Source organism: Pseudomonas paraveronii, from assembly GCF_963681955.1.
Lineage (GTDB): Bacteria > Pseudomonadota > Gammaproteobacteria > Pseudomonadales > Pseudomonadaceae > Aquipseudomonas > Aquipseudomonas paraveronii.
Genome location: NZ_OY817130.1, coordinates 4901825 through 4923201, shown reverse-complemented (window position 1 = coordinate 4923201; position 21377 = coordinate 4901825). Strand labels below are relative to the sequence as shown.

Below are 21377 nucleotides of genomic sequence, written 5' to 3'. Positions count from 1 at the left end.
GCCCGTTTTTTGTCGCCATCTTAGTGCTTAAAAATCGTCGTCTTTGTCGAAGCGCCGTGCTTCGCGTTGCAATTGGTACACGAAACGCTCGACCTGGCGCTGCACCAGGCCGCTCATGTTGTGGAAGCGCACGCCGGCGAAGGTGGTGTTGATCTTCTCTTCGAAGTGCAGGTAACGCAGTTCGACCGAGGTGGTCATGCTGCCGAAGGGCAGGGCGGCGATGAAGCGGTCGTAGACCTCGCCCAACTGCAGTCGCTCGGAAATATCGCCTTCAAAGCGCAATTTGCAGCCGGTGGCGGAGATGTCCAGCAGTTTGCCGGTGGGCGCGGCCTTGAGTTTCTCGCCGCCCAGCTCGATGTTCACCAGTTGTGCCAGCTTCAGCGCGGCACGGAACGCATTGCGGCGCTGATGGTAGACCACCTCGTCCGGCATGCTGCCGGTGTAGATACGGTGGCCGCCTTTTTCGCTGATGCTCAGGGTGCCGTTGCTTTCCCAGGCGATGCGTACACCGTCGTGAAAGCCTTCGATGCGGAAGGGTTCGCCATTCTCAAGGTGGCGTTCGCCATCGCGGGGAATCATTTCGTCCAGGGCCAGGGTCTTGCTGTCCCGGTCGACGTCGACCAGGTAGCTTTGAAAGCGCTGGCTGCGTTCATGGAAGGTGATGATCAGCGGGTCATGGCTTTCTTGCAGCATCCGCAAGGTGCCGGCGATTTCCAGAGGCGTGGTGAGCACCTTGGGTGGCTGCGGAGCATCTTCCGCATTAAGGGCGTTGAACACGGTTCTTCCATCTCCAGACAAAATACGACTACACGCAATAACCGTCATTTTGCCAGTATGTCGCGCGCCTTGGATAGGGCGCGCTTTAAACCGGCGTCAGGCTTGGCTGCGGGTGCTTGGCTTGACCAGGCGTGAGGTAGAGCCTTGGGCGTTATACAGGGCCGGAGGCTCGCCGCCATGGAGTATGCGCAACTGATTGGCGGTCGTGGCTTGCTGAAGCTGGATCGACTGACCGTTGAGCAGGTTGGCTTCCTGACACTGGGTGAGTAATTGATTGAGTTCTTTGCTCTGGGCCAGCAACTGATCGCCGACCGAGGAGTGACTGGCCAACTGTGCAAGGCCGTCGTGATCAGCCGGCAGGCCGAGGCTGACGAGAATCTGGCTGCGCTTCTTGCCATGCTGTTCCAGCAGGACAATCAGCGACTGTTTGCGCGCCAGGATTTCTTCCAGCAGCGGCATATCCCGGCCGTAGAGGGCCAGGGATTCTTCTTTGAGCAGCTCGAGCAATTGTTGCGTCGGCGCCAGATCATCAATGATCAGTTGAAGCAGATTTTCGTCGTGGTGCATGGCTGGCCTTGGGTTTTAAGCGTCCAAAAGCCTGGCGCAGGCCTTTGCCTAGCGCTCGGCTTCGAAGTTAAGCAGCTTGCTGGCTACACGGTTGCTGTCGACTTTGTAGCTGCCATCGGCGATCGCCTGTTTCAATTCGGCCACGCGGGCTTGATTGACGACGGGTTGATCGCGCAGCGAGTCAGTGACCTTCTGCAACTGTTGAGCCTCATTGCTCAGGTGTACGGATTCCCCGCTTTGGCTGGCGCTGGCCTGTTCTGCCTTGGCGGGCAGAGGTTGGGCCTTGGCTTCTACGCTGTCCTTGGTGCCGCTGGTGCGCGTAGTGCCTGGCAAAGCCGGGGCGTTATTCAAACGGCTGAAATCGATGACCATGATAAAAAAACCTCTGGGTATTTGGACGCTTGCCATGGTTTCGGCCATACCCGGACAAACTTTAGGCGCGATTGACAATAAACCTGCATGCACGAACGTCAGGCGTACAGTGTAGGAAAAGCTGGCGTCCTATTCCAGTGATCTATAAAGCCACCTCGACTTGGCCGGGCGCTGTGACCCGTGCCTTGATGACGCGGTTGGAATTGAGGTTCTTGACCCGGATCTGTTCGCTCATACCGCCGTTGGACAGCGCTTCGCCCGGCATCTTCACGTTCAGCCCGCCGCTGCTCGCGGAAATGACGACCTGGTCGCCCTTGCGAATGACCTCGGCCTGTTCAAGATGGACCAGGGTGATGACCTGATCGGTGACCATTGGTCGGGTTAATCGTTGCCCGACAGCCTGGTCCACTGACGTCAGGTAACCCTGATTGATCAGGCTGATGTCCCGCTCACGCAAACTGACATCCTCATAACCGATGATTCCGCTGCGTTTGAGCGGCCGCGACACCACGACCACATCGCGAAACAGTTTGACCTGGGCGGGCACGAACACGGTCCAGGGCGAGGCACCTTCACAGCGGACCTTGACCGTCACGCGGCCAATGGGTTGGGCCGGGCTTTCCAGGGTGGCTGTCAATTCCTTGTCGCACATCGGCATGCGCAGGCGTGGGTCCAGTTGGTTGACCTGGATTTCATAACGTCCTGGTGTCTGAGTGGTTGCCAGATAATCTTCTACAGTGAACTCAAGAAAGCCTTGGGTGACGCCGATAAGTAGATCAGGCAAGGTGACGTTGTCGGCGCGGGCAGTGGCGCTTGCGCCCACGGCAAACAACGCCATCCAGGCGCAGAGTAATCTGCGGTACCGTGGGCGGCTGGTGCGTCGGGAAACTGTCGTTTTCATATCCATAGCCAATAAAAAGCAAAGCTCGTGCCGTTTAGTGTTGGGTGCGCGTCGTACCCCCAAAGGTTTTAGCGTAGGAGTCTGGGCATGGCAGGTGTAATGGATTCAGTAAACCAGCGCACACAGCTGGTAGGGCAGAATCGCCTCGAACTGTTGCTTTTTCGCCTGGACGGCAAGCAGCTATATGGCATCAACGTGTTCAAGGTGCGGGAAGTGCTGCAGTGTCCCAAGCTGACGATCATGCCCAAGTCGAGCCCGGTGGTGTGTGGCGTAGCCAACATCCGTGGCGCGACCATCCCGATTCTCGACCTGGCATTGGCCACGAGTTCGGCCGGCCTGCAAGACCGCGAGAACCCGTTTGTGATCATTACCGAATACAACACCAAGACCCAGGGTTTCCTGGTGCGCTCGGTGGAACGTATCGTCAACATGAACTGGGAAGAGATCCATCCACCGCCCAAGGGCACCGGTCGCGATCACTACCTCACGGCAGTGACGCGGGTGGACAACCAGTTGGTGGAAATCATCGACGTGGAGAAAATCCTCGCCGAAGTCGCACCGACTTCCGAAGCGATCTCGGTCGGCGTCGTCGACGCCGAAACGGCGCACAAGGCGGTCTCGCTGCGGGTGCTGACGGTGGACGACTCCTCGGTGGCGCGAAAACAGGTAACCCGTTGCCTGCAAACCATCGGCGTTGAGGTGGTGGCGCTCAATGATGGCCGCCAGGCGCTGGATTACCTGCGCAAGCTGGTGGATGAAGGCAAGAAGCCGGAAGAAGAGTTTTTGATGATGATTTCCGACATCGAGATGCCGGAAATGGACGGTTACACCCTTACGGCTGAGATACGTAACGATCCACGCATGCAAAAATTGCATATCATCCTGCATACTTCGTTGTCGGGCGTATTCAATCAGGCGATGGTCAAGAAGGTCGGTGCTGACGACTTCCTGGCTAAATTCCGCCCTGATGACCTGGCATCCCGGGTAGTCGACCGGATCAAGGCAGCAGATCACGGCTAGGGGGATTTCCCTGGCGGTCACACGATTTAAGAGGCGGTATCATTGTCTACGGGTAATTTGGATTTCGAACAGTTCCGGGTCTTCCTGGAAAAAGCCTGTGGCATATTGCTCGGTGAAAACAAGCAGTACCTGGTATCCAGCCGTCTCAACAAACTGATGGAACAGCAGGGCATCAAGTCCCTCGGTGAGTTGGTCCAACGGATTCAGAGCCAGCCGCGCAGTGGGCTCAAGGAAATGGTGGTCGATGCCATGACCACCAACGAAACCCTGTGGTTTCGCGACACCTATCCCTTTGAGGTACTCAAGAGCAAAGTGTTGCCCGAGGCGATCAAGGCCAGCCCGGGTCAGCGTTTGCGGATCTGGTCGGCAGCCTGTTCCTCGGGGCAGGAACCGTACTCGATTTCGATGGCCATCGACGAGTTCGAGCGGACCAACATGGGCCAGTTGAAGGCCGGTGCGCAAATTGTCGCCACCGATTTGTCCGGCACCATGCTCACCAACTGCAAGACCGGCGAGTACGACAGCCTGGCGCTGGGCCGCGGTTTGTCCCCGGAACGCCTGCAGCGTTACTTCGATCCGAAAGGCGCGGGGCGTTGGGCGGTCAAGGCGCCGATCAAGAGTCGGGTGGAGTTTCGCTCGTTCAACCTGCTCGACAGCTACGCCAGCCTGGGCAAGTTCGACATGGTGTTCTGCCGCAACGTGCTGATCTACTTCTCGGCCGAAGTGAAGAAAGACATCCTGCTGCGCATCCACGGCACGCTCAAGCGCGGTGGTTATCTGTTCCTCGGTGCATCCGAGGCGCTGAACGGCCTGCCGGATCATTTCCAGATGGTGCAGTGCAGTCCAGGGATCATTTACCAGGCCAAGTAAGTCGCACGCAGTCAAAGTGTGGGAGGGGGCTTGCCCCCGATAGCGGTGTGTCAGTCTCAGTATCTATGACTGAACCACCGCTATCGGGGGCAAGCCCCCTCCCACATTTGTTTGCGCGGCAAACTTCCCAATAGCGGCAACCGCGATTGCCGCTTTACTGGCGCCACGCGGAAACCGCTTGCCGCTTTTCTGGCATTGCCGCCGGCAATCTCCCCGCAAACCCTTGATATATGGGGTTCCACCAGATTGGCATGCACCTTGCTATAACCCTGTTAACGAACAGCAGGTCAGCCTAAAGGTTTCCGCCATGAGCATCAGCTTCGATAAAGCGCTCGGTATCCACGAACAAGCCCTGGGCTTTCGCGCCCAGCGTGCCGAAGTCCTGGCCAACAACATTGCCAACGCCGACACCCCGAACTACAAGGCTCGGGACCTGGACTTCTCCGCCGTGCTCGCCGCACAGCAGGACAAGACCAAGAACGGCACCTTCGCCTTGAATATGACCAACAGCCGTCATATCGAAGCGCAAGGCCTGAGCAGTGGTGACGAGTCGCTGCTGTATCGCACCCCGATGCAGCCATCGATCGACCAGAACACCGTCGACGCGCAGTTGGAGCAATCGGCCTACGCCGAGAACTCGGTGAACTTTCAGGCCAGCTTCACCCTGCTCAACAGCAAATTCAAAGGGCTGATGTCAGCCCTGCGTGGAGAGTAAGCCATGTCCCTAGCCAGTGTTTTCAATATTGCCGGCAGTGGCATGAGCGCGCAGACCACGCGTTTGAACACCGTCGCCAGTAACATCGCCAACGCCGAGACCGTGTCTTCGAGCATTGACCAGACCTACCGCGCCCGTCACCCGGTGTTTGCCACCATGTTTCAGGGCGGCCAGAGCAGCGGCGGCGATTCGCTGTTCCAGAATCAGGACGCTGCCGGGCAAGGCGTGCAGGTACTCGGCGTGGTTGAAGACCAGAGCAATCTGGAAGCGCGCTATGAGCCTAATCACCCTGCGGCGAACGAAAAAGGCTACGTGTACTACCCGAACGTCAACGTGGTCGAGGAAATGGCTGACATGATCTCTGCCAGCCGCTCGTTCCAGACCAACGCGGAAATGATGAATACCGCCAAAACCATGATGCAGAAGGTCCTGACCCTGGGTCAGTGATAAGGGGCGCCAAACAATGGCCATTGTTGATACGACGAACAACACGGCAGTCCAGGACCTGTTCAATAGCAAGGTCAAGACTGCGACGGACAACAGCAGCATCAGCGCCGCGACCAAGGCGGCAACGGGCAACCAGTCGATGGGCAAGGATGCGTTCTTGCAACTGTTGGTGACCCAGCTGAAAAACCAGGACCCGCTGTCGCCCCAGGACAACGGTGCGTTCGTGTCTCAGTTGGCGCAGTTCAGCAGCCTGGAAGGCATCAACAATCTGAATGATTCGGTAAACAACATCTCCAGCAACTACAGCTCGTCGCAAGCGCTGCAGGCTTCGTCGCTGGTCGGTCGCTCGATTATTACCCAGACCGACAAGGCGCTGGTGGATACCAGCAAGAGCATGACCGGCTCGGTCGCGGTGACGGCGGCAACGGGTAACGTCTCGATCAAGATCACCGACAAAGACGGCGTCGTGGTGCGCACCCTTGAGATGGGTGCTCAGAGCGCAGGGAGTTCCGACTTCATCTGGGATGGCAAGAACGCCGCTGGTGAGGTCGCCGCCCCCGGGACTTACACCTTTACGGCCACCACCAAGAATGACGCGGGCGACTCGGTGGCACTGGCGACTTCGCTGCCAGCCACGGTAAACAGCGTGACCCTGAGCCAGACCGGCGGCGAAATGCTGCTCAACCTTGCAGGCGGCATGGGCAGCGTCAAGCTGTCGCAAATTCAGACTATCGGTACATAGAGCCGGCTAAATACGGCAGAGGGAGAGAAACATGTCTTTTAACATCGGCCTTAGCGGCCTCTATGCGGCCAACAAACAACTGGACGTGACCGGCAACAACATCGCCAACGTCGCGACCACTGGCTTCAAATCGTCCCGTGCGGAATTCTCGGATATCTACGCGGCGTCCAAACTGGGCACCGGCCAGAACAGCATCGGTAACGGTGTGAACCTGGCGGCGGTGTCTCAGCAATTCACCCAGGGTGATGTCAACAACAGTGGCGGCATCCTGGACATGGCAATCCAGGGCGGTGGCTTCTTCGTACAGAAGGGCAGCGACGGTTCGCTGGAATACACCCGTAGTGGTGCCTTCCGTTCGGACAAAGACGGCTATATCACCAACAACACCGGTACTTCGCGCCTGCAGGGCTACGCGGCGGATGACAACGGCAAGATCGTCAAGGGTGGCTTGGTCGACCTGCAACTCAACTTGTCGAACCTGCCGCCAAAAGCCTCCAGCACCGTCGATTCCAGCAGTAACCTGAACTCCTCGGAGCCGGTGATCGACCAGGTGGCCAAGCCATTCAACCCAACCGACACCAAGACCTTCACCACCCAGTACAGCACCACCTTGTACGACACCCAAGGCAACGCTCACCCGATGGTGCAGTACCTGGTGAAGACGGACTCCAACCAATGGAAGTCCTACACCTTGATCGACGGGCGTAACCCTGATGGTACCCCGATCAGTGGCGCAGGCGCGGTGGCACCTGTCGCATCGACCCTGACGTTCGACACCGGGGGTAAGCTCACTGGTGTGGTTACCCCGCCTAGCGCGGTCTCCAACACCACCCTGACCATTTCCAACTGGAAACCGGGCACCGTGACCAACGGTGTATGGACTGCTAACGGCGCCGCGGCCAATGCGGGCGGTATTGCGATCAACATGGCGGATATCACCCAGTACAATTCGGCCAGCTACCGCAACCCACCGGTCACCGATGGTTATGCTACCGGCCAGATCACCGGGCTGAAAATCGACGGCAGCGGCGTACTGTTCGCCACCTTCAGTAATCAGCAGAGCAAGGCCATTGGCCAGATCTCCCTGGCCAGCTTCAACAACGAACAAGGCCTGCAGCCATCTGGCGGCACCACTTGGAGAGAAACCTTCGCCTCGGGCCAACCGGGATACGACGCCCCTCAATCCGGCACCCTCGGTTCGATCGTGGCCAACTCCCTGGAGAACTCCAACGTCAACCTGACCAGCGAGCTGGTAGACCTGATCAAGGCCCAGAGCAACTACCAGGCGAACGCCAAGACCATCTCCACCCAGAGCACCATCATGCAGACCATCATCCAGATGACCTGATGCGTTAGCGCTGCACAAGAAGCCCCTCGATTGAGGGGCTTTTTTTTGCGTTTCATTTGGCATTAAGACCTTTTCCCACTACCGATGCGGTTACGAGATGACACGCCTTTGTTGGAACGCGCCACACCTGTCTTTCCACCTATCCAGCCGAGAGGCATTGGGTTCTCTCATTGTTGGGGAGAGGCGATATGTGGAGTTCATCGGTATCTGGCCAAGGGGTCGGGGGTGTGCGTTACGAAAGTGGGGGGGCAGGGCAGCACCTGAAGGCCACCAGCCAGTCTGATGGCACCAAGCAAGACACGGGCGTCGTCAAGGACAGCGTCACAAAGCTGATCAAAGAGCTTGAAGACGCCGAAAAAACCGGGAAGAGCCAGACGGCCCAGGAGCTGCGGAACAAGCTGAATGAAATGCGAAAGGAGCTCGGCGAAGAGAAGTTCAAGGAGATTCTCGAGGACGTGAAGAAAGACGCGTCCGACGACTTTCAGGCGTTCATGAAGAAAACCTTCCCGGAAGAATTTCCGGATGATTCGTCTCCGGATGCGCCGCCGTCACCCGCACCGTCTCCATCCCCTTCCCCGGGCGGTGGTGGCGGAGGTGGCGGCGGTGGGGGCGGTGGCGGTGGTGGCGGTGGTGGCGGTGGTTTCGGCCCCAGCGAGTCCATGAGCGACAAGCCGATTACCGAAGGCGCGAAGCATTTCGACTACAAGCCCGATGACAGCGAGCCGGGGAAAAAACCGGAGAATATCTGGAGCGGCTTCAGACAGGGGCCGGACGGCAATTGCGTGACGGTTTCGGCGATTAAAGCCGCCATGATGCAATTTGGCGAGAAGCCCACCGACGTCTTCAAAGAGGTCAAGGAGACGGGTAATGGCTACTCTGTGACCATGCGCGATGGTGTCAAGGTTGACCTGACCAAGGATGAAGTGCGGCTGGCTGCCACCCATGCACGTTTCCAGGGCGATGACCCGAAAATGATGACCAACGCCAATTTCATGTTTGCCGTCAGCGCAAAACGGGCGCAATTGGAAAACAACGACGGCACTGCCGGGCGCAGCTTTCTGGATGGCATACGTACCCTCAATGATGGCGAGAACGCTCGGGAAGGCTTGGACCGTCTGGGCTTGCGCAAAAATTACCGGCCGGCCACGGATGCCGACTTGCGAAGCAGCAAGGTGGGGACGGTGGAGTATGGCGGTCATTCGATGGCGGTGATCGATGGTCGGATTGAACTGTGGGGCAAGCGGGGCGGGGTGCCCCGGTCGGGGATTGCGACCATATTGTTCGGCGACTGACGAGCCTTTGCCCAGGCAAAAAAAACCCGATAAACCCAACTGCAGCAAGGGATTATCGGGGTTTTCCAATCCCGGGCCATCAAGCCCGGAACGTGCTCAGCTTATTGGCACGCTTCGCAATCCGGCTCGTCGATCGCACAGGCTTTCGGCACTGGCGCCGGGCCGGCAGGTGCGGCGAGCACCGAGTCATCACCGTGGTTGCCGCTGGAAACCGCGTTCAGCTTGCCGGTGTTGATGGTCGACTTCTCGGTGCTGGTCGCGGCCAGGGCACGGAGGTAGTAAGTGGTTTTCAAGCCACGGTACCAAGCCATGCGGTAGGTCACGTCCAGCTTCTTGCCCGAAGCGCCGGCGATGTACAGGTTCAGCGACTGCGCCTGGTCGATCCACTTCTGGCGACGGCTGGCGGCGTCAACGATCCACTTGGTGTCCACTTCGAAGGCGGTCGCGTAGAGCTCTTTGAGTTCTTGCGGGATGCGTTCGATCTGCTGCACCGAACCGTCGTAGTACTTCAGGTCGTTGATCATGACCGAGTCCCACAGGTCGCGGGCTTTCAGGTCGCGAACCAGGTACGGGTTGATCACGGTGAATTCGCCCGACAGGTTCGATTTCACATACAGGTTCTGGTAGGTCGGTTCGATCGACTGCGATACGCCGGTGATGTTGGCGATGGTTGCGGTCGGTGCGATGGCCATGATGTTGGAGTTACGAATACCTTTCTGTACACGGGCACGTACCGGCGCCCAGTCCAGGGATTCGTTCAGGTCAACGTCGATGTATTTCTGGCCACGTTGCGCGATCAGGATCTGTTGCGAATCCAGCGGCAGGATGCCTTTGGACCACAACGAACCCTGGAACGTCTCGTAGGCGCCGCGCTCGTCGGCCAGGTCGCAGGAAGCCTGGATCGCGTAGTAGCTGACCGCTTCCATGGACTTGTCGGCGAACTCGACCGCTGCATCCGAACCGTAAGGAATGTGCTGCAGGTACAAAGCGTCCTGGAAGCCCATGATCCCCAGGCCGACTGGACGGTGCTTGAAGTTGGAGTTCTGCGCCTGTGGCACCGAGTAGTAGTTGATGTCGATAACGTTATCGAGCATGCGAACGGCGGTGTTCACGGTGCGTGCAAGCTTCACGGTGTCCAGCTTGCCGTTGACGATGTGGTTCGGCAGGTTGATCGAGCCCAGGTTGCAAACGGCGATCTCATCCTTGTTGGTGTTCAAGGTGATCTCGGTGCACAGGTTCGAGCTGTGGACCACGCCCACGTGCTGCTGCGGGCTGCGCAGGTTGCACGGGTCTTTGAAGGTCAGCCATGGGTGGCCGGTTTCGAAGAGCATGGACAGCATTTTGCGCCACAGGTCTTTGGCCTGGATGGTCTTGAACAGCTTGACCTTGCCTGGGTACTCGGTGAGGGCTTCGTAGTACTCGTAACGCTCTTCGAAGGCCTTGCCGGTCAGGTCGTGCAGGTCCGGTACTTCGGATGGCGAGAACAGGGTCCACTTGCCGTCGTCGAAGACACGCTTCATGAACAGGTCAGGGATCCAGTTGGCGGTGTTCATGTCGTGGGTACGACGACGGTCATCACCGGTGTTCTTGCGCAGCTCGATGAACTCTTCAATGTCCATGTGCCAGGTTTCCAGGTAGGCACAGACAGCGCCTTTGCGCTTGCCGCCCTGGTTGACCGCTACGGCGGTGTCGTTGACGACTTTCAGGAACGGTACAACGCCCTGGGACTTGCCGTTGGTGCCCTTGATGTACGAACCCAGTGCGCGCACCGGGGTCCAGTCGTTACCCAGGCCGCCGGCGAATTTGGACAGCATGGCGTTGTCGTGGATCGCGTGGTAGATGCCCGACAGGTCATCCGGCACGGTGGTCAGGTAGCAGCTCGACAGCTGTGGACGCAGGGTGCCGGCGTTGAACAGGGTCGGCGTCGACGACATGTAGTCGAAGGACGACAGCAGGTTGTAGAACTCGATGGCGCGGTCTTCTTTGTGCTTCTCTTCAATCGCCAGGCCCATGGCCACGCGCATGAAGAACACTTGCGGCAGTTCGAAGCGGATACCGTCCTTGTGGATGAAGTAACGGTCGTACAGGGTTTGCAGGCCCAGGTAGGTGAACTGCTGGTCGCGCTCGTGGTTGATCGCCTTGCCGAGTTTTTCCAGGTCGAAGGTGGCCAGGACCGGGTTCAGCAATTCGTATTCGATACCCTTGGTGATGTACGCCGGCAAGGCCTTGGCGTACAGGTCGGCCATCTCGTGGTGGGTGGCGCTGGGGGCTACGCCGAGGAAGCCCAGGCCTTCGGCGCGCAGGGTGTCCATCAGCAGGCGCGCAGTCACGAACGAGTAGTTCGGCTCGCGTTCAACCAGGGTACGGGCGGTCATCACCAGGGCGGTGTTGACGTCGGTCAGGGCCACGCCGTCGTACAGGTTCTTCAGGGTTTCGCGCTGGATCAGGTCGCCGTCGACTTCTTCCAGGCCTTCGCAGGCCTCGGTGATGATGGTGTTCAGGCGGCCCAGGTCCAGCGGCGCGAATGTGCCGTCGGCCAGGGTGATGCGGATCGATGGGTGTGCTTGTACGGCGGCTTCGTCGGCCGGGGCGCGAACGGCACGTTCCTTGGCGCGCGAATCACGGTAGATCACATAGTCGCGGGCGACTTTCTGCTCGCCGGCACGCATCAGGGCCAGTTCGACCTGGTCCTGGATTTCTTCGATGTGGATGGTGCCGCCCGAAGGCATGCGACGCTTGAAGGTCGCGGTGACTTGTTCGGTCAGGCGGGCAACGGTGTCATGGATGCGCGACGAGGCGGCAGCGGTGCCGCCTTCAACTGCAAGAAACGCTTTGGTGATGGCGACGGTGATTTTGTCATCGGTGTAAGGAACGACAGTGCCGTTACGCTTGATCACGCGCAATTGGCCAGGTGCAGTGGCGGACAGATCCATATTCGAATCAGCGGCCTGCGGCACGGAGCCCTGCGGGTTCTCGCGAGTTGTGTCGGTTTGCATGGGGTGTTGTCTCCACATTCTATATTTATTTGGGCACCATCTCGGTGCCCACCGTTCCGTCCTGAAGCACTTACAGCAGGCCTTGGCCTGGCATAACAACTTCGGGACAGGAGGAAGGGGGGCTTATCGCGCCGCTTCCATGCCGAAGTCTTCGGTTTGGCGCTCAAAAGCGCCTCGCCGTATTCCTGGTGGGTGACAGTTGCCCGGTTCAAGCACTGCAACACCCGTACCGTTTTGCGCTGTTGGAGCGCTAAAACGGTTGCCATCCGCATGAGCGGTTTGGGCTTTCAAAAAATGCTGGAGTTGGACCAAACAGGAGCAAGAAAGGGCTTGAGTTCCTTGTCTGATTTGTGTTTGGTCTTTTAGTTCAAAACCCTACATGTAGGGTTTTTTTGGCGCCGAGGTACAAGATAATGCGTTTTTGGAGGCTTAGCAATCCAGGGCCTGTGGATAACGCTGTGAGTAAAATGTGTATGAAACGTAGAATGCCCGTGTAGGCCGCCGTACTGCTGGACCGCGCCGTTTGTCACTGAATATTCCAAGAAAAAAACGGCTCTTTGGATTTTTGAGGGCGCGAACCCTATCACAAAAAAACCGCATCACCGAATGCATTTCCTGGCTTGTGTTCGAGGGTTGGGGCATGGCTACAATCGATCATTGTTATGCCCTCACAACATTACAAATAAGGTGTGGCTGGCGAAGATCAACAGGTGGGAGGGCGCAAGTCCCCTCCCACATTTGATCGAGCAGACCAACCAATCCCCTAATAACAACGAGGATTACCTGTGGAGCATGAAGCCTGGCAAATCCTGATCGTCGAGGATGACGAGCGATTGGCCGAGTTGACCCGTGATTACCTGGAGAGCAATGGCCTGCGCGTGTCGGTGGAAGGCGATGGCGCCCAGGCTGCGGCGCGGATCATCGCCGAACAGCCGGACCTGGTGATCCTCGACCTGATGCTGCCCGGCGAAGACGGCCTGAGCATCTGCCGCAAGGTGCGCGAGCGCTACGACGGAGTGATCCTCATGCTCACCGCACGTACCGACGACATGGACCAGGTACTGGGCCTGGACATGGGCGCCGACGACTACGTGTGCAAACCCGTGCGCCCGCGCCTGCTGCTGGCGCGTATCCAGGCGCTGTTGCGCCGCAGCGAGCCGGCGGAACCGGCCGTCGCGCAAAACCAGCGCCGCCTGCAATTCGGCCCGCTGCTGGTGGATAACGCCCTGCGCGAAGCCTGGCTGCAGGGCGAGGGCATCGAACTGACCAGCGCCGAGTTCGACCTGCTGTGGCTGCTGGTGGCGAATGCCGGGCGCATCCTGTCGCGCGAAGAAATCTTCATCGCCCTGCGCGGCATCGGTTACGACGGCCAGGACCGCTCGATTGACGTGCGCATCTCGCGTATCCGTCCGAAGATCGGCGACGACCCGATCCACCCGCGCCTGATCAAGACCGTGCGCAGCAAAGGCTATTTGTTCGTCCCCGAAGCCGCCGCCGACATGCCGCTGTGAACTCGATCTTCCTGCGCATCTACGGCGGCATGTGTGCGGCGCTGATCCTGGTGGCGCTGTTGGGCGTGCTGGCGTTGCACTTGCTCAATGACGTGCGCAGCGGGCAGTACCGTGAGCGCCTGGCCCACGGCACGTTTGCCTTGATGGGCGATAACCTGCAACCCATGAGCGCGATTGAGCGCCGGCGCGCACTGGCGGTGTGGGAACGCCTGTTGGGCATTCCCCTGACGCTGCGCACGTACACCGATGCCCAATTGGACCTCGGCCAGCGCACCCGCCTGCAGCGCGGCCAGGTGCTGGTGCAGCAGACCGGGCCGCATGCGGCGCGGGTGCTGCGGTTGGTCAGCGAGGCGGATCAATTGGTGCTGGAAGGTGAAGTGCAGCAGATCAGCGAGCAATTGGCGCGCGCGACGATCTACCTGTTGGCCGACGAACTGGTGCGTTTCCCGGTGGCCGAGCAGCCGCAGCGACTGGCCGCGATAAAAGAAGCCAAGGGTTTTGGCTTCGAGATGCACTTGATGGCCCTCGACCAGGCCGATATGGATGACGACCAGCGCCGCCGCGTGTCGGAGGGCGATACGGTGATGGCGCTGGGCAAGGGGGGCGATTCGATTCGGGTGTTTGCCGGTATGGTCGGCACGCCCTGGGTGCTTGAAATCGGCCCGTTGTATCAAATGAACCCGTACCCGGCGCAATGGTTGATCCTGATTGCGTTGATCGGCCTGACCCTGATTGGCCTGATCGTCTATCTATTGGTGCGTCAGCTTGAGCGCCGCCTCAAGGGCCTGGAAGCGGCCGCCACGCGTATTGCCAAAGGCAACCTGGAAGTGCGCGTGCCGGCGCGCGGCGCCGACTCGGTGGGGCGCCTGGCCGCCGCGTTCAATGGCATGGCCGAGCACCTGCAGCAGTTGCTGGCGATCCAGCGCGAACTGGTGCGCGCCGTGTCCCACGAACTGCGCACCCCGGTGGCACGCCTGCGTTTCGGCCTGGAGATGATCGGCGACGCCGCCACCCCGCAGGCCCGGCGCAAATACCTCGAAGGCATGGACAGCGATATCCAGGACCTCGACGGCCTGGTCGACGAAATGCTCACCTACGCGCGCCTGGAGCAGGGCGCGCCGGAGCTGAATTTCCAGCGGGTCGACCTCAATGCGTTGCTCGATCAGGTGATCGGCGAATTATCGCCACTGCGTCCGCAGATCAACGTGGCCCGTGGTATTTGCCTGTCATCGGCGCATTGGGACGATGCCTGGGTCGATGCCGAGCCGCGCTACCTGCACCGCGCCTTGCAAAATCTGGTGAGCAACGCCATGCGCCATGCCCAGGGCCAGGTACTGATCAGCTACCAGGTCGGCCAACTGCGCTGCCGCATCGATGTGGAAGACGATGGCCCCGGCGTACCGGAAAGCGCCTGGGAGCGCATCTTCACGCCCTTCCTGCGCCTGGACGACAGCCGCACCCGCGCCTCGGGCGGGCATGGCCTGGGCTTGTCGATTGTGCGGCGGATTATTTATTGGCATGGCGGGCGGGCGTTGATCAGCAAGAGCAACAACCTGGGAGGGGCGTGCTTCAGCCTGAGTTGGCCACGGGACCAGGATAAATCCTGATACCGCTATCGGGGGCAAGTCGAACCGTCGCACCGCCCCTCCCACATTTGAATGCATTCCAAGTGTGGGAGGGGGCTTGCCCCCGATGACGCTCGATCAGACGCTAATGGCTACAAGGCTCAACAACTGCTCCCCCTCCACCGCAAATTGCCCAACCAATTCCTTGCCATAGCACCACTCTTCGGACAAATCCGTCAGCAGCCGCAACCGCACCTGCCCGTTCTCTGACCATTCCAGCACCTCGGCATGCTCAAAGTAAAAGCGCTTCTGCACGATCGGGTAGAGCGCCTTGAACAAACTCTCCTTGGCCGAAAACGTCAGTGTCACCAGCAGCGCATGTTGCTCACGGGGCAACATGGCCATGCGCTGCAACTCTGCGGCGGTGAGGATTTCCCCGGCCAGGCGTTCGGCGCGCTCCAGGCTCAGGACATTTTCCAGGTCCATCCCCAGCCCACGCCATTGCGCCTTGTGACCGACAATCGCCGCCGCGTGCCCGCTGCTGTGGGTGATAGAGCCGCTGATGTGCTGCGGCCACACCGGCGCACGGTCTTCGCCGATTGCCGGCACGCAGTCCAGGTTATCGAGCTGTTGCAAGGCGGCGCGGGCGCATAACCGGCCGGCGAGAAATTCCGCCTGGCGCTTGGCCACCGAGCGCTGGATGCTCGCCGGCGGCGGCACGGCGCTGCGTTGGAAATCATCGGCGATCAATAGGGCCGGATCAAAGCGCGTACTGAGCAGCACCGTGCCCGGCAAGGGATCGGGCAGCGGCCAATGGGCGTTGAGCGGGGTGCAGCAAGCGGGTAGGGGCGTCATGGGCGGTATTTTGCCGAGTTGACGCGCCAGTGGATAGCCCGCAGCGGTTCAGGCCAGATTCAGAGCCTGTTCAGGGGGAGTTCAGGGGCACTTGCGTAGTCTGGGTCTACAGCCTAAACGCCTAGAGGTAAGTACCATGACTGCGATCAAGAAGCTGATGTTGGCGTTGACCATGCTCAGTGCCACCGCCGGGGTGCAGGCCAGCGATAGCGCCTTTGCGGGATTCGGTCGCGAGAAAACCAAGAAGTCCAGCACACTGATGCAGCGTGTGAGCTTCGATGAGGCGCACAGCCAAGTCGCGCCGTGGGGCCAGGCGCTGGGTTTGAGCAGTCCGCAGGCGGCTTACCGTGCCGGTTATGAACACCTGAGTGGCCACTACAATGGCATTAAACTGCGCCCGCAAGACCTGCAGGGCCGCTATGATATCCCTCTGTCGGACAGTTGATTTGCCTTGGAGAGCCTTATGAAATTGCTGGTGGTGGAAGATGAGGCGCTGTTGCGTCATCACCTGTATACCCGCCTGACCGACAGCGGGCATGTGGTCGAAGCCGTGGCCAACGCGGAGGAGGCCTTGTACCAGACCGGCCAATTCAATCATGACCTGGCGATCATCGACCTCGGCCTGCCCGGCATGGGTGGCCTTGACCTGATCCGCCAACTGCGCGCCCAGGACAAGACCTTCCCGATCCTTGTCCTCACCGCTCGCGGCAACTGGCAGGACAAGGTCGAAGGCCTGGCCGCCGGCGCCGACGACTACGTGGTCAAGCCGTTCCAGTTCGAAGAGCTGGAGGCGCGGATGAATGCGTTGCTGCGCCGTTCCAGTGGCTTTACCCAGTCGACCATCGTCGCTGGCCCCTTGCTGCTGGACCTCAATCGCAAGCAAGCCTCGTTGGATGAGCAGCCACTGGCGCTGACCGCCTACGAGTACCGGATTCTCGAGTACCTGATGCGTCACCATCAGCAGGTGGTGCCCAAGGACCGCTTGATGGAGCAGCTCTACCCCGATGACGACGAGCGCGACCCGAATGTCATCGAAGTGCTGGTCGGCCGCCTGCGCCGTAAACTGGAAGGCCCGGCCGGGTTCAAGCCGATCGACACCGTGCGCGGCTTGGGCTATCTGTTCAATGAGCGCTGCCGTTGATTCGCTCGTTACGTGTGCGCTTGATGCTGGCGGCCACCACCCTGGCCGTGCTGTTTATGCTGGGTTTGTTGCCGGCCATGCAGGGGGCGTTCAGCCTGGCCTTGCAGGACTCGATCGAGCAGCGCCTGGCGTCGGACGTAACGACCTTGATTTCGGCGGCGCGGGTCGAAAACAACCGCCTGCAGATGCCGGCGCAGTTGCCGGACGAACGCTTCAACCTCGCCGATAGCCGCCTGCTCGGCTATATCTACGACCGCGAAGGCCACCTGGTATGGCGTTCGCGGGCGACCCGGGAAGAAAACATCAACTACAAGCCGCGCTATGACGGGCGCGGGAATGAATTTGCGCGGATTCGTGAGGGCAATGGCCAGGAATTCTTCGTGTATGACGTTGAGGTCAAGCTGCTCGGCGGTAAGAGCGCGGCGTTCAGCATCGTCGCGCTGCAACCGGTGCGCGAATACCAACTGACCCTCGAAGGCCTGCGCGAAAACCTCTACCTGGGCTTCGGCGCGGCGTTGCTGGTGTTGCTGACCTTACTCTGGCTGGGCCTGACCTGGGGCCTGCAAGCGTTGCGGCGCCTGAGCCAGGAGCTGGACCAGATCGAAGGCGGTACCCGCGAAAGCCTCAGCGAAGAACACCCCCGCGAACTGCTGCGCCTCACCGGGTCCCTCAACCGTTTGTTGCACAGTGAACGCGAGCAGCGTACCCGCTACCGCGATTCCCTCGACGACTTGGCCCACAGCCTGAAAACCCCGCTGGCGGTGTTGCAAGGCGTGAGCGAAGACATGGCCCAACGCCCCGAAGACCGCGACCAGGCCTGGGTGCTGCAATCGCAGATCGAACGCATGAGCCAGCAGATCAGCTATCAATTGCAGCGCGCCAGCCTGCGTAAAAGCGGTTTGGTACGCCATCAGGTGCGCCTGCAGCCGGTGCTGCAAAGCCTGTGTGACACGCTGGACAAGGTCTACCGCGACAAGCGCGTGAAGGTGTCCTTCGAGTTGCCGGACGAGTGCGATGTGCCCATCGAAAAAGGCGCCTTGCTGGAACTGCTCGGCAACCTGCTGGAAAACGCCTACCGCCTGTGCCTGAGCGAAGTGCGCATCAGGCTGGTGGAAAGCCTGGAAGGCATTGAGCTGTGCATCGAAGATGACGGCCCCGGTGTGCCGCCCGACCAGCGCGCGCGGATTCTGCAACGGGGCGAGCGCCTGGATCGCCAGCACCCGGGGCAGGGGATCGGCCTGGCGGTGGTCAAGGACATCATTGAAAGCTACGGCGCACGCCTGACCCTGGGGGACTCACCGTTGGGGGGCGCGGCGTTCAAGATTCACTTTCCGGCCCTGTGACCCTACGACTGATGTGACTCATCAGGTTTCCTGCGCGCGGTAGGCCCCCGGCGTCAAGCCCGTCCACTTCTTGAACGCCCGATGAAACGCCGATGGCTCGGAAAACCCGAGCTGCTCGGCAATTTCCTGCAATGACAAGTTCGCGCGTCCCAGATGGTAGATGGCGATGTCCCGCCGCAACTCATCCTTGAGCGCTTGAAAACTGCTGCCTTCTTCACGCAGATGCCGGCGCAGGGTCTGCGGGCTGATGTGCAGGTGTTGGGCAACGGCGTCCAGGTCCGGCCAGGGCGTGCGGTCACGGCTGAGCAGGCGGCGGATCTGGCTGCTCAAACTGTCGCCTTCATCGGGCCGCGACAGCAAGTCGGCGGGGGAGCGCTGCAGGAAATGCTTGAGGGTGCGCTCGTCCTGCAGCAGCGGCAGGCTCAAGTAACGGGCAGGAAACACCAGGCTGCTGTTCGGTGCGCCGAACACCTGTGGGCAGGGAAACAACAGGTCGTATTCGCTGGCGTGGGCCGGCATCGGGTAGCTGAACGTGGCCTGGTGCAGACGGATGCGCTGGCCGATCAACCAACTGCCGAGGCGATGCCAGATCACCAACAGGCATTCACTGAGAAAATGATCTGGGTCGCCTAGCTGTGAGTCGTCCAGGCTCAAGCGGGCCATTTCGCCTTCCCGTGTCAGATGCCAACGCGGACCTTGTGGGAATAGGCTATAAAACAATAAGCCGCGTTCCAGAGCCTTCTCCAGGGTGCGGCAATGGATCAGCGCGTGGCACATCATGGCGAACGTGCCGCGCTTGCTCGGCCCTTCGGCAAAGCCCAGGTACTCGTCGTCCAGCGCGAGCCAGAGCATTTGCAACAGCCGGGTAAATTGTTCCGGCGCGATGCGGGCGCGGGGTTCGGTCAACAGTTCCGGGGTGATGCCCACCTGCTGCAACAGACCCGAGTAGTCGTAGCCTGCCCGGCGCGCACCGCCGAGGGCCGCTCGGGCGTAGTGACTGGCGATGGTACGTTCACGCATGCAAGGGCCTCGTCCATGGAAGGGCGGATGGTAGCCATCACCCGCTACAGCGACAAGGCGGATATCCGCCAAATTGTAGGACGAGATTCGATGAGTTGGCGGAAATCCGCCGCCTGACGGGCCGCAGTGAGGCACGGCTTAATCCCTCCAACCCTTATGTCTAAGGGGCTTCAGACCGTTTCAGAAAAGTGGCACGGCGTTTGCGATAAGTACTACAGCGCAGGCTTGGTCCTACAGGTCTCGCAAACAACAAATCCCTCCAGTGCAGGAGGGTTCGCAATTCAAGTGCCGTGGGCAATGGCGGATATTTGCCACACGGGACGATTGAGGAACTTTACAATGACGACTCGTCAGCCACTGTACAAATCCCTGTATTTCCAGGTGATCGTTGCCATCGTTATCGGTATTTTGCTCGGTCACTTTTACCCGCAGACCGGCGTGGCCCTCAAGCCGCTGGGTGACGGGTTTATCAAACTGATCAAAATGGTCATCGCCCCGATCATCTTCTGCACCGTTGTCAGCGGCATCGCCGGCATGCAGAGCATGAAATCGGTCGGCAAAACCGGCGGCTACGCGCTGCTGTACTTCGAAGTTGTGTCCTCCATCGCCCTGCTGATCGGCCTGTTCGTGGTGAACGTTGTGCAGCCGGGCGCTGGCATGCACATCGACGTGGCAACCCTGGACGCATCCAAAGTGGCGGCCTACGTGACAGCTGGTAAAGACCAGAGCATCGTAGGGTTTATCCTCAATGTGATTCCAAACACCATCGTCGGCGCATTCGCCAACGGTGACATCCTGCAAGTGCTGATGTTCTCGGTGATCTTCGGTTTCGCCCTGCATCGCCTGGGTGCCTACGGCAAGCCGGTGCTGGACTTCATCGATCGCTTCGCCCACGTGATGTTCAACATCATCAACATGATCATGAAGCTCGCGCCAATCGGTGCCCTCGGCGCCATGGCGTTCACCATCGGTGCCTACGGTGTTGGCTCGCTGGTGCAACTGGGCCAGTTGATGATCTGCTTCTACATCACCTGCGTCCTGTTCGTGGTCGTGGTGCTCGGCGCCATCTGCCGCGCGCACGGTTTCAGCGTGCTGAAACTGATCCGCTACATCCGTGAAGAGCTGCTGATCGTTCTGGGTACGTCCTCGTCTGAATCGGCACTGCCACGCATGCTGATCAAGATGGAGCGTCTGGGCGCGAAGAAATCCGTGGTTGGCCTGGTGATCCCGACCGGCTACTCGTTCAACCTCGACGGTACGTCGATCTACCTGACCATGGCTGCCGTGTTCATCGCCCAGGCGACTGACACGCACATGGACATCACCCACCAGATCACGTTGTTGCTGGTGCTGCTGCTGTCCTCCAAAGGCGCTGCAGGCGTGACCGGCAGTGGTTTCATCGTCCTCGCCGCGACCCTGTCGGCCGTAGGCCACCTGCCGGTTGCTGGCCTGGCGCTGATCCTGGGTATCGACCGCTTCATGTCCGAAGCCCGTGCGCTGACCAACCTGGTCGGTAACGCCGTGGCGACCCTGGTGGTAGCCAAGTGGGTCAACGAACTGGACGAAGACACGCTGCAAGTCGAGCTGGCTTCCGGTGGTCGTGGTATCTCCGACACCCGTGAAGAAGATGACCTGGGCGTGGCCGAAGGCCCTGCGCCGGTGATCAAGTAAGACGCTGATGGGGTGAACTGACGCCCACCGCAATCTGCAAATGCCCCGACTGGTTCGGGGCGTTTGCGTTTCTGCCCGGCCACTTTGCGGATTTTTGGTTTACATTAAGCCCATGCTCCATCAAAGGCCCGGTGAAGATTCGTCTTCACAAGAGAGCCTCCTCAGCCTGAGCCAATCTGCGCGCACCCGAACCAGCGATACCTTTCGCGACAGATGGCTCGCCC

The 21377-nt window shown here is 59.9% G+C and carries 20 protein-coding genes; 13 read left to right on the top strand and 7 right to left on the bottom strand.

All coding sequences use genetic code 11. The features are described from left to right. Positions 1 to 27: 27 nt before the first annotated feature. From U5A08_RS22675 to flgA, 4 genes are all read right to left on the bottom strand, one after another. Positions 28 to 777 carry a flagellar brake protein gene (locus tag U5A08_RS22675; protein ID WP_247395924.1) on the bottom strand — a complete coding sequence of 250 codons (750 nt, stop codon included), beginning with the start codon at positions 775 to 777 and terminating at the stop codon, positions 28 to 30. A 96-nt stretch (positions 778 to 873) separates the two neighbouring features. Next, positions 874 to 1344, bottom strand: coding sequence for a flagella synthesis protein FlgN (locus tag U5A08_RS22670; protein WP_253398224.1), 471 nt, complete (start codon positions 1342 to 1344; stop codon positions 874 to 876). A gap of 48 nt (positions 1345 to 1392) precedes the next feature. Then, positions 1393 to 1716, bottom strand: a complete 324-nt coding sequence (flgM, locus tag U5A08_RS22665; RefSeq protein WP_253398222.1) for a flagellar biosynthesis anti-sigma factor FlgM — start codon at positions 1714 to 1716, stop codon at positions 1393 to 1395. Positions 1717 to 1858: 142 nt separating this feature from the next. Further along, positions 1859 to 2623 carry a flagellar basal body P-ring formation chaperone FlgA gene (gene flgA / locus U5A08_RS22660; RefSeq protein ID WP_253398212.1) on the bottom strand — a complete coding sequence of 255 codons (765 nt, stop codon included), beginning with the start codon at positions 2621 to 2623 and terminating at the stop codon, positions 1859 to 1861. Between the two features lie 81 nt (positions 2624 to 2704). On the opposite strand from flgA, the gene U5A08_RS22655 reads away from it, so the two are divergent. From U5A08_RS22655 to U5A08_RS22625, 7 genes are all read left to right on the top strand, one after another. After that, positions 2705 to 3637, top strand: a complete 933-nt coding sequence (locus U5A08_RS22655; protein WP_026140310.1) for a chemotaxis protein CheV — start codon at positions 2705 to 2707, stop codon at positions 3635 to 3637. A 42-nt stretch (positions 3638 to 3679) separates the two neighbouring features. Beyond that, on the top strand, positions 3680 to 4507 hold the full coding sequence (cheR, locus tag U5A08_RS22650; RefSeq protein ID WP_247395915.1) for a CheR family methyltransferase: 828 nt from the start codon (positions 3680 to 3682) through the stop codon (positions 4505 to 4507). 307 nt (positions 4508 to 4814) lie between these two features. Continuing rightward, positions 4815 to 5222, top strand: a complete 408-nt coding sequence (flgB, locus tag U5A08_RS22645) for a flagellar basal body rod protein FlgB (RefSeq protein WP_003175633.1) — start codon at positions 4815 to 4817, stop codon at positions 5220 to 5222. A 3-nt stretch (positions 5223 to 5225) separates the two neighbouring features. Beyond that, a complete protein-coding gene (gene flgC, locus U5A08_RS22640) occupies positions 5226 to 5669 on the top strand; it encodes a flagellar basal body rod protein FlgC (RefSeq protein WP_046382341.1) in 444 nt (147 codons plus the stop codon). A gap of 16 nt (positions 5670 to 5685) precedes the next feature. Next, positions 5686 to 6411 carry a flagellar hook assembly protein FlgD gene (gene flgD / locus U5A08_RS22635; RefSeq protein ID WP_321848699.1) on the top strand — a complete coding sequence of 242 codons (726 nt, stop codon included), beginning with the start codon at positions 5686 to 5688 and terminating at the stop codon, positions 6409 to 6411. Between the two features lie 31 nt (positions 6412 to 6442). Next, complete coding sequence (gene flgE, locus U5A08_RS22630; protein WP_253398208.1) at positions 6443 to 7759, top strand: flagellar hook protein FlgE; 1317 nt, start codon at positions 6443 to 6445, stop codon at positions 7757 to 7759. Between the two features lie 188 nt (positions 7760 to 7947). Beyond that, positions 7948 to 9051 (top strand): hypothetical protein, encoded by a 1104-nt coding sequence (locus U5A08_RS22625; RefSeq protein ID WP_321848696.1) that lies wholly within the window; start codon positions 7948 to 7950, stop codon positions 9049 to 9051. 101 nt (positions 9052 to 9152) lie between these two features. On the opposite strand, the gene U5A08_RS22620 is transcribed toward U5A08_RS22625, so the two are convergent. Continuing rightward, positions 9153 to 12047, bottom strand: a complete 2895-nt coding sequence (locus tag U5A08_RS22620; RefSeq protein WP_253398206.1) for a ribonucleoside-diphosphate reductase subunit alpha — start codon at positions 12045 to 12047, stop codon at positions 9153 to 9155. Positions 12048 to 12832: 785 nt separating this feature from the next. Here U5A08_RS22620 and U5A08_RS22615 point away from each other — a divergent pair. Both U5A08_RS22615 and U5A08_RS22610 read left to right on the top strand, forming a co-directional pair. Beyond that, a complete protein-coding gene (locus tag U5A08_RS22615; RefSeq protein ID WP_253398194.1) occupies positions 12833 to 13558 on the top strand; it encodes a response regulator in 726 nt (241 codons plus the stop codon). Further along, positions 13555 to 15165: an ATP-binding protein gene (locus U5A08_RS22610; RefSeq protein WP_253398192.1), complete on the top strand. Its 1611-nt coding sequence runs from the start codon at positions 13555 to 13557 to the stop codon at positions 15163 to 15165. The genes U5A08_RS22615 and U5A08_RS22610 overlap by 4 nt, the downstream gene beginning before the upstream one ends. Before the next feature lie 96 nt (positions 15166 to 15261). Here U5A08_RS22610 and U5A08_RS22605 read toward each other — a convergent pair whose 3' ends face one another. Beyond that, positions 15262 to 15978, bottom strand: coding sequence for a 4'-phosphopantetheinyl transferase family protein (locus tag U5A08_RS22605; protein ID WP_321848693.1), 717 nt, complete (start codon positions 15976 to 15978; stop codon positions 15262 to 15264). Positions 15979 to 16114: 136 nt separating this feature from the next. Between U5A08_RS22605 and U5A08_RS22600 the strand changes: the two genes are divergently transcribed. From U5A08_RS22600 to U5A08_RS22590, 3 genes are read left to right on the top strand one after another with little or no spacing between them, the layout of a single operon-like run. Then, positions 16115 to 16423: a hypothetical protein gene (locus U5A08_RS22600; RefSeq protein ID WP_247395900.1), complete on the top strand. Its 309-nt coding sequence runs from the start codon at positions 16115 to 16117 to the stop codon at positions 16421 to 16423. A gap of 18 nt (positions 16424 to 16441) precedes the next feature. Then, entirely contained in the window at positions 16442 to 17119 is a 678-nt protein-coding gene (locus tag U5A08_RS22595; protein ID WP_247395898.1) for a response regulator, read from the top strand. Continuing rightward, a complete protein-coding gene (locus tag U5A08_RS22590) occupies positions 17116 to 18462 on the top strand; it encodes an ATP-binding protein (protein ID WP_247395896.1) in 1347 nt (448 codons plus the stop codon). The genes U5A08_RS22595 and U5A08_RS22590 overlap by 4 nt, the downstream gene beginning before the upstream one ends. 21 nt (positions 18463 to 18483) lie before the next feature. Here the strand turns inward: U5A08_RS22590 and U5A08_RS22585 are convergent, their stop codons facing one another. Next, positions 18484 to 19482: an AraC family transcriptional regulator gene (locus U5A08_RS22585; RefSeq protein WP_253398179.1), complete on the bottom strand. Its 999-nt coding sequence runs from the start codon at positions 19480 to 19482 to the stop codon at positions 18484 to 18486. A gap of 339 nt (positions 19483 to 19821) precedes the next feature. Here U5A08_RS22585 and U5A08_RS22580 point away from each other — a divergent pair, with 339 nt between their 5' ends. After that, complete coding sequence (locus U5A08_RS22580) at positions 19822 to 21153, top strand: dicarboxylate/amino acid:cation symporter (protein WP_321848686.1); 1332 nt, start codon at positions 19822 to 19824, stop codon at positions 21151 to 21153. Positions 21154 to 21377: the final 224 nt, after the last annotated feature.

What these genes read in the sequence shown, in the direction of transcription:
- flgB (WP_003175633.1), top strand. Translation starts at nt 4,815, where the DNA reads ATGAGCATCAGCTTCGATAAAGCGCTCGGTATCCACGAACAAGCCCTG.
- U5A08_RS22595 (WP_247395898.1), top strand. Translation starts at nt 16,442, where the DNA reads ATGAAATTGCTGGTGGTGGAAGATGAGGCGCTGTTGCGTCATCACCTG.
- U5A08_RS22580 (WP_321848686.1), top strand. Translation starts at nt 19,822, where the DNA reads ATGACGACTCGTCAGCCACTGTACAAATCCCTGTATTTCCAGGTGATC.
- U5A08_RS22600 (WP_247395900.1), top strand. Translation starts at nt 16,115, where the DNA reads ATGACTGCGATCAAGAAGCTGATGTTGGCGTTGACCATGCTCAGTGCC.
- flgD (WP_321848699.1), top strand. Translation starts at nt 5,686, where the DNA reads ATGGCCATTGTTGATACGACGAACAACACGGCAGTCCAGGACCTGTTC.
- U5A08_RS22620 (WP_253398206.1), bottom strand. Translation starts at nt 12,047, where the DNA reads ATGCAAACCGACACAACTCGCGAGAACCCGCAGGGCTCCGTGCCGCAG.
- U5A08_RS22605 (WP_321848693.1), bottom strand. Translation starts at nt 15,978, where the DNA reads ATGACGCCCCTACCCGCTTGCTGCACCCCGCTCAACGCCCATTGGCCG.
- flgE (WP_253398208.1), top strand. Translation starts at nt 6,443, where the DNA reads ATGTCTTTTAACATCGGCCTTAGCGGCCTCTATGCGGCCAACAAACAA.
- U5A08_RS22655 (WP_026140310.1), top strand. Translation starts at nt 2,705, where the DNA reads ATGGCAGGTGTAATGGATTCAGTAAACCAGCGCACACAGCTGGTAGGG.
- flgC (WP_046382341.1), top strand. Translation starts at nt 5,226, where the DNA reads ATGTCCCTAGCCAGTGTTTTCAATATTGCCGGCAGTGGCATGAGCGCG.
- U5A08_RS22585 (WP_253398179.1), bottom strand. Translation starts at nt 19,482, where the DNA reads ATGCGTGAACGTACCATCGCCAGTCACTACGCCCGAGCGGCCCTCGGC.
- flgA (WP_253398212.1), bottom strand. Translation starts at nt 2,623, where the DNA reads ATGGATATGAAAACGACAGTTTCCCGACGCACCAGCCGCCCACGGTAC.
- flgM (WP_253398222.1), bottom strand. Translation starts at nt 1,716, where the DNA reads ATGGTCATCGATTTCAGCCGTTTGAATAACGCCCCGGCTTTGCCAGGC.
- U5A08_RS22625 (WP_321848696.1), top strand. Translation starts at nt 7,948, where the DNA reads ATGTGGAGTTCATCGGTATCTGGCCAAGGGGTCGGGGGTGTGCGTTAC.
- U5A08_RS22670 (WP_253398224.1), bottom strand. Translation starts at nt 1,344, where the DNA reads ATGCACCACGACGAAAATCTGCTTCAACTGATCATTGATGATCTGGCG.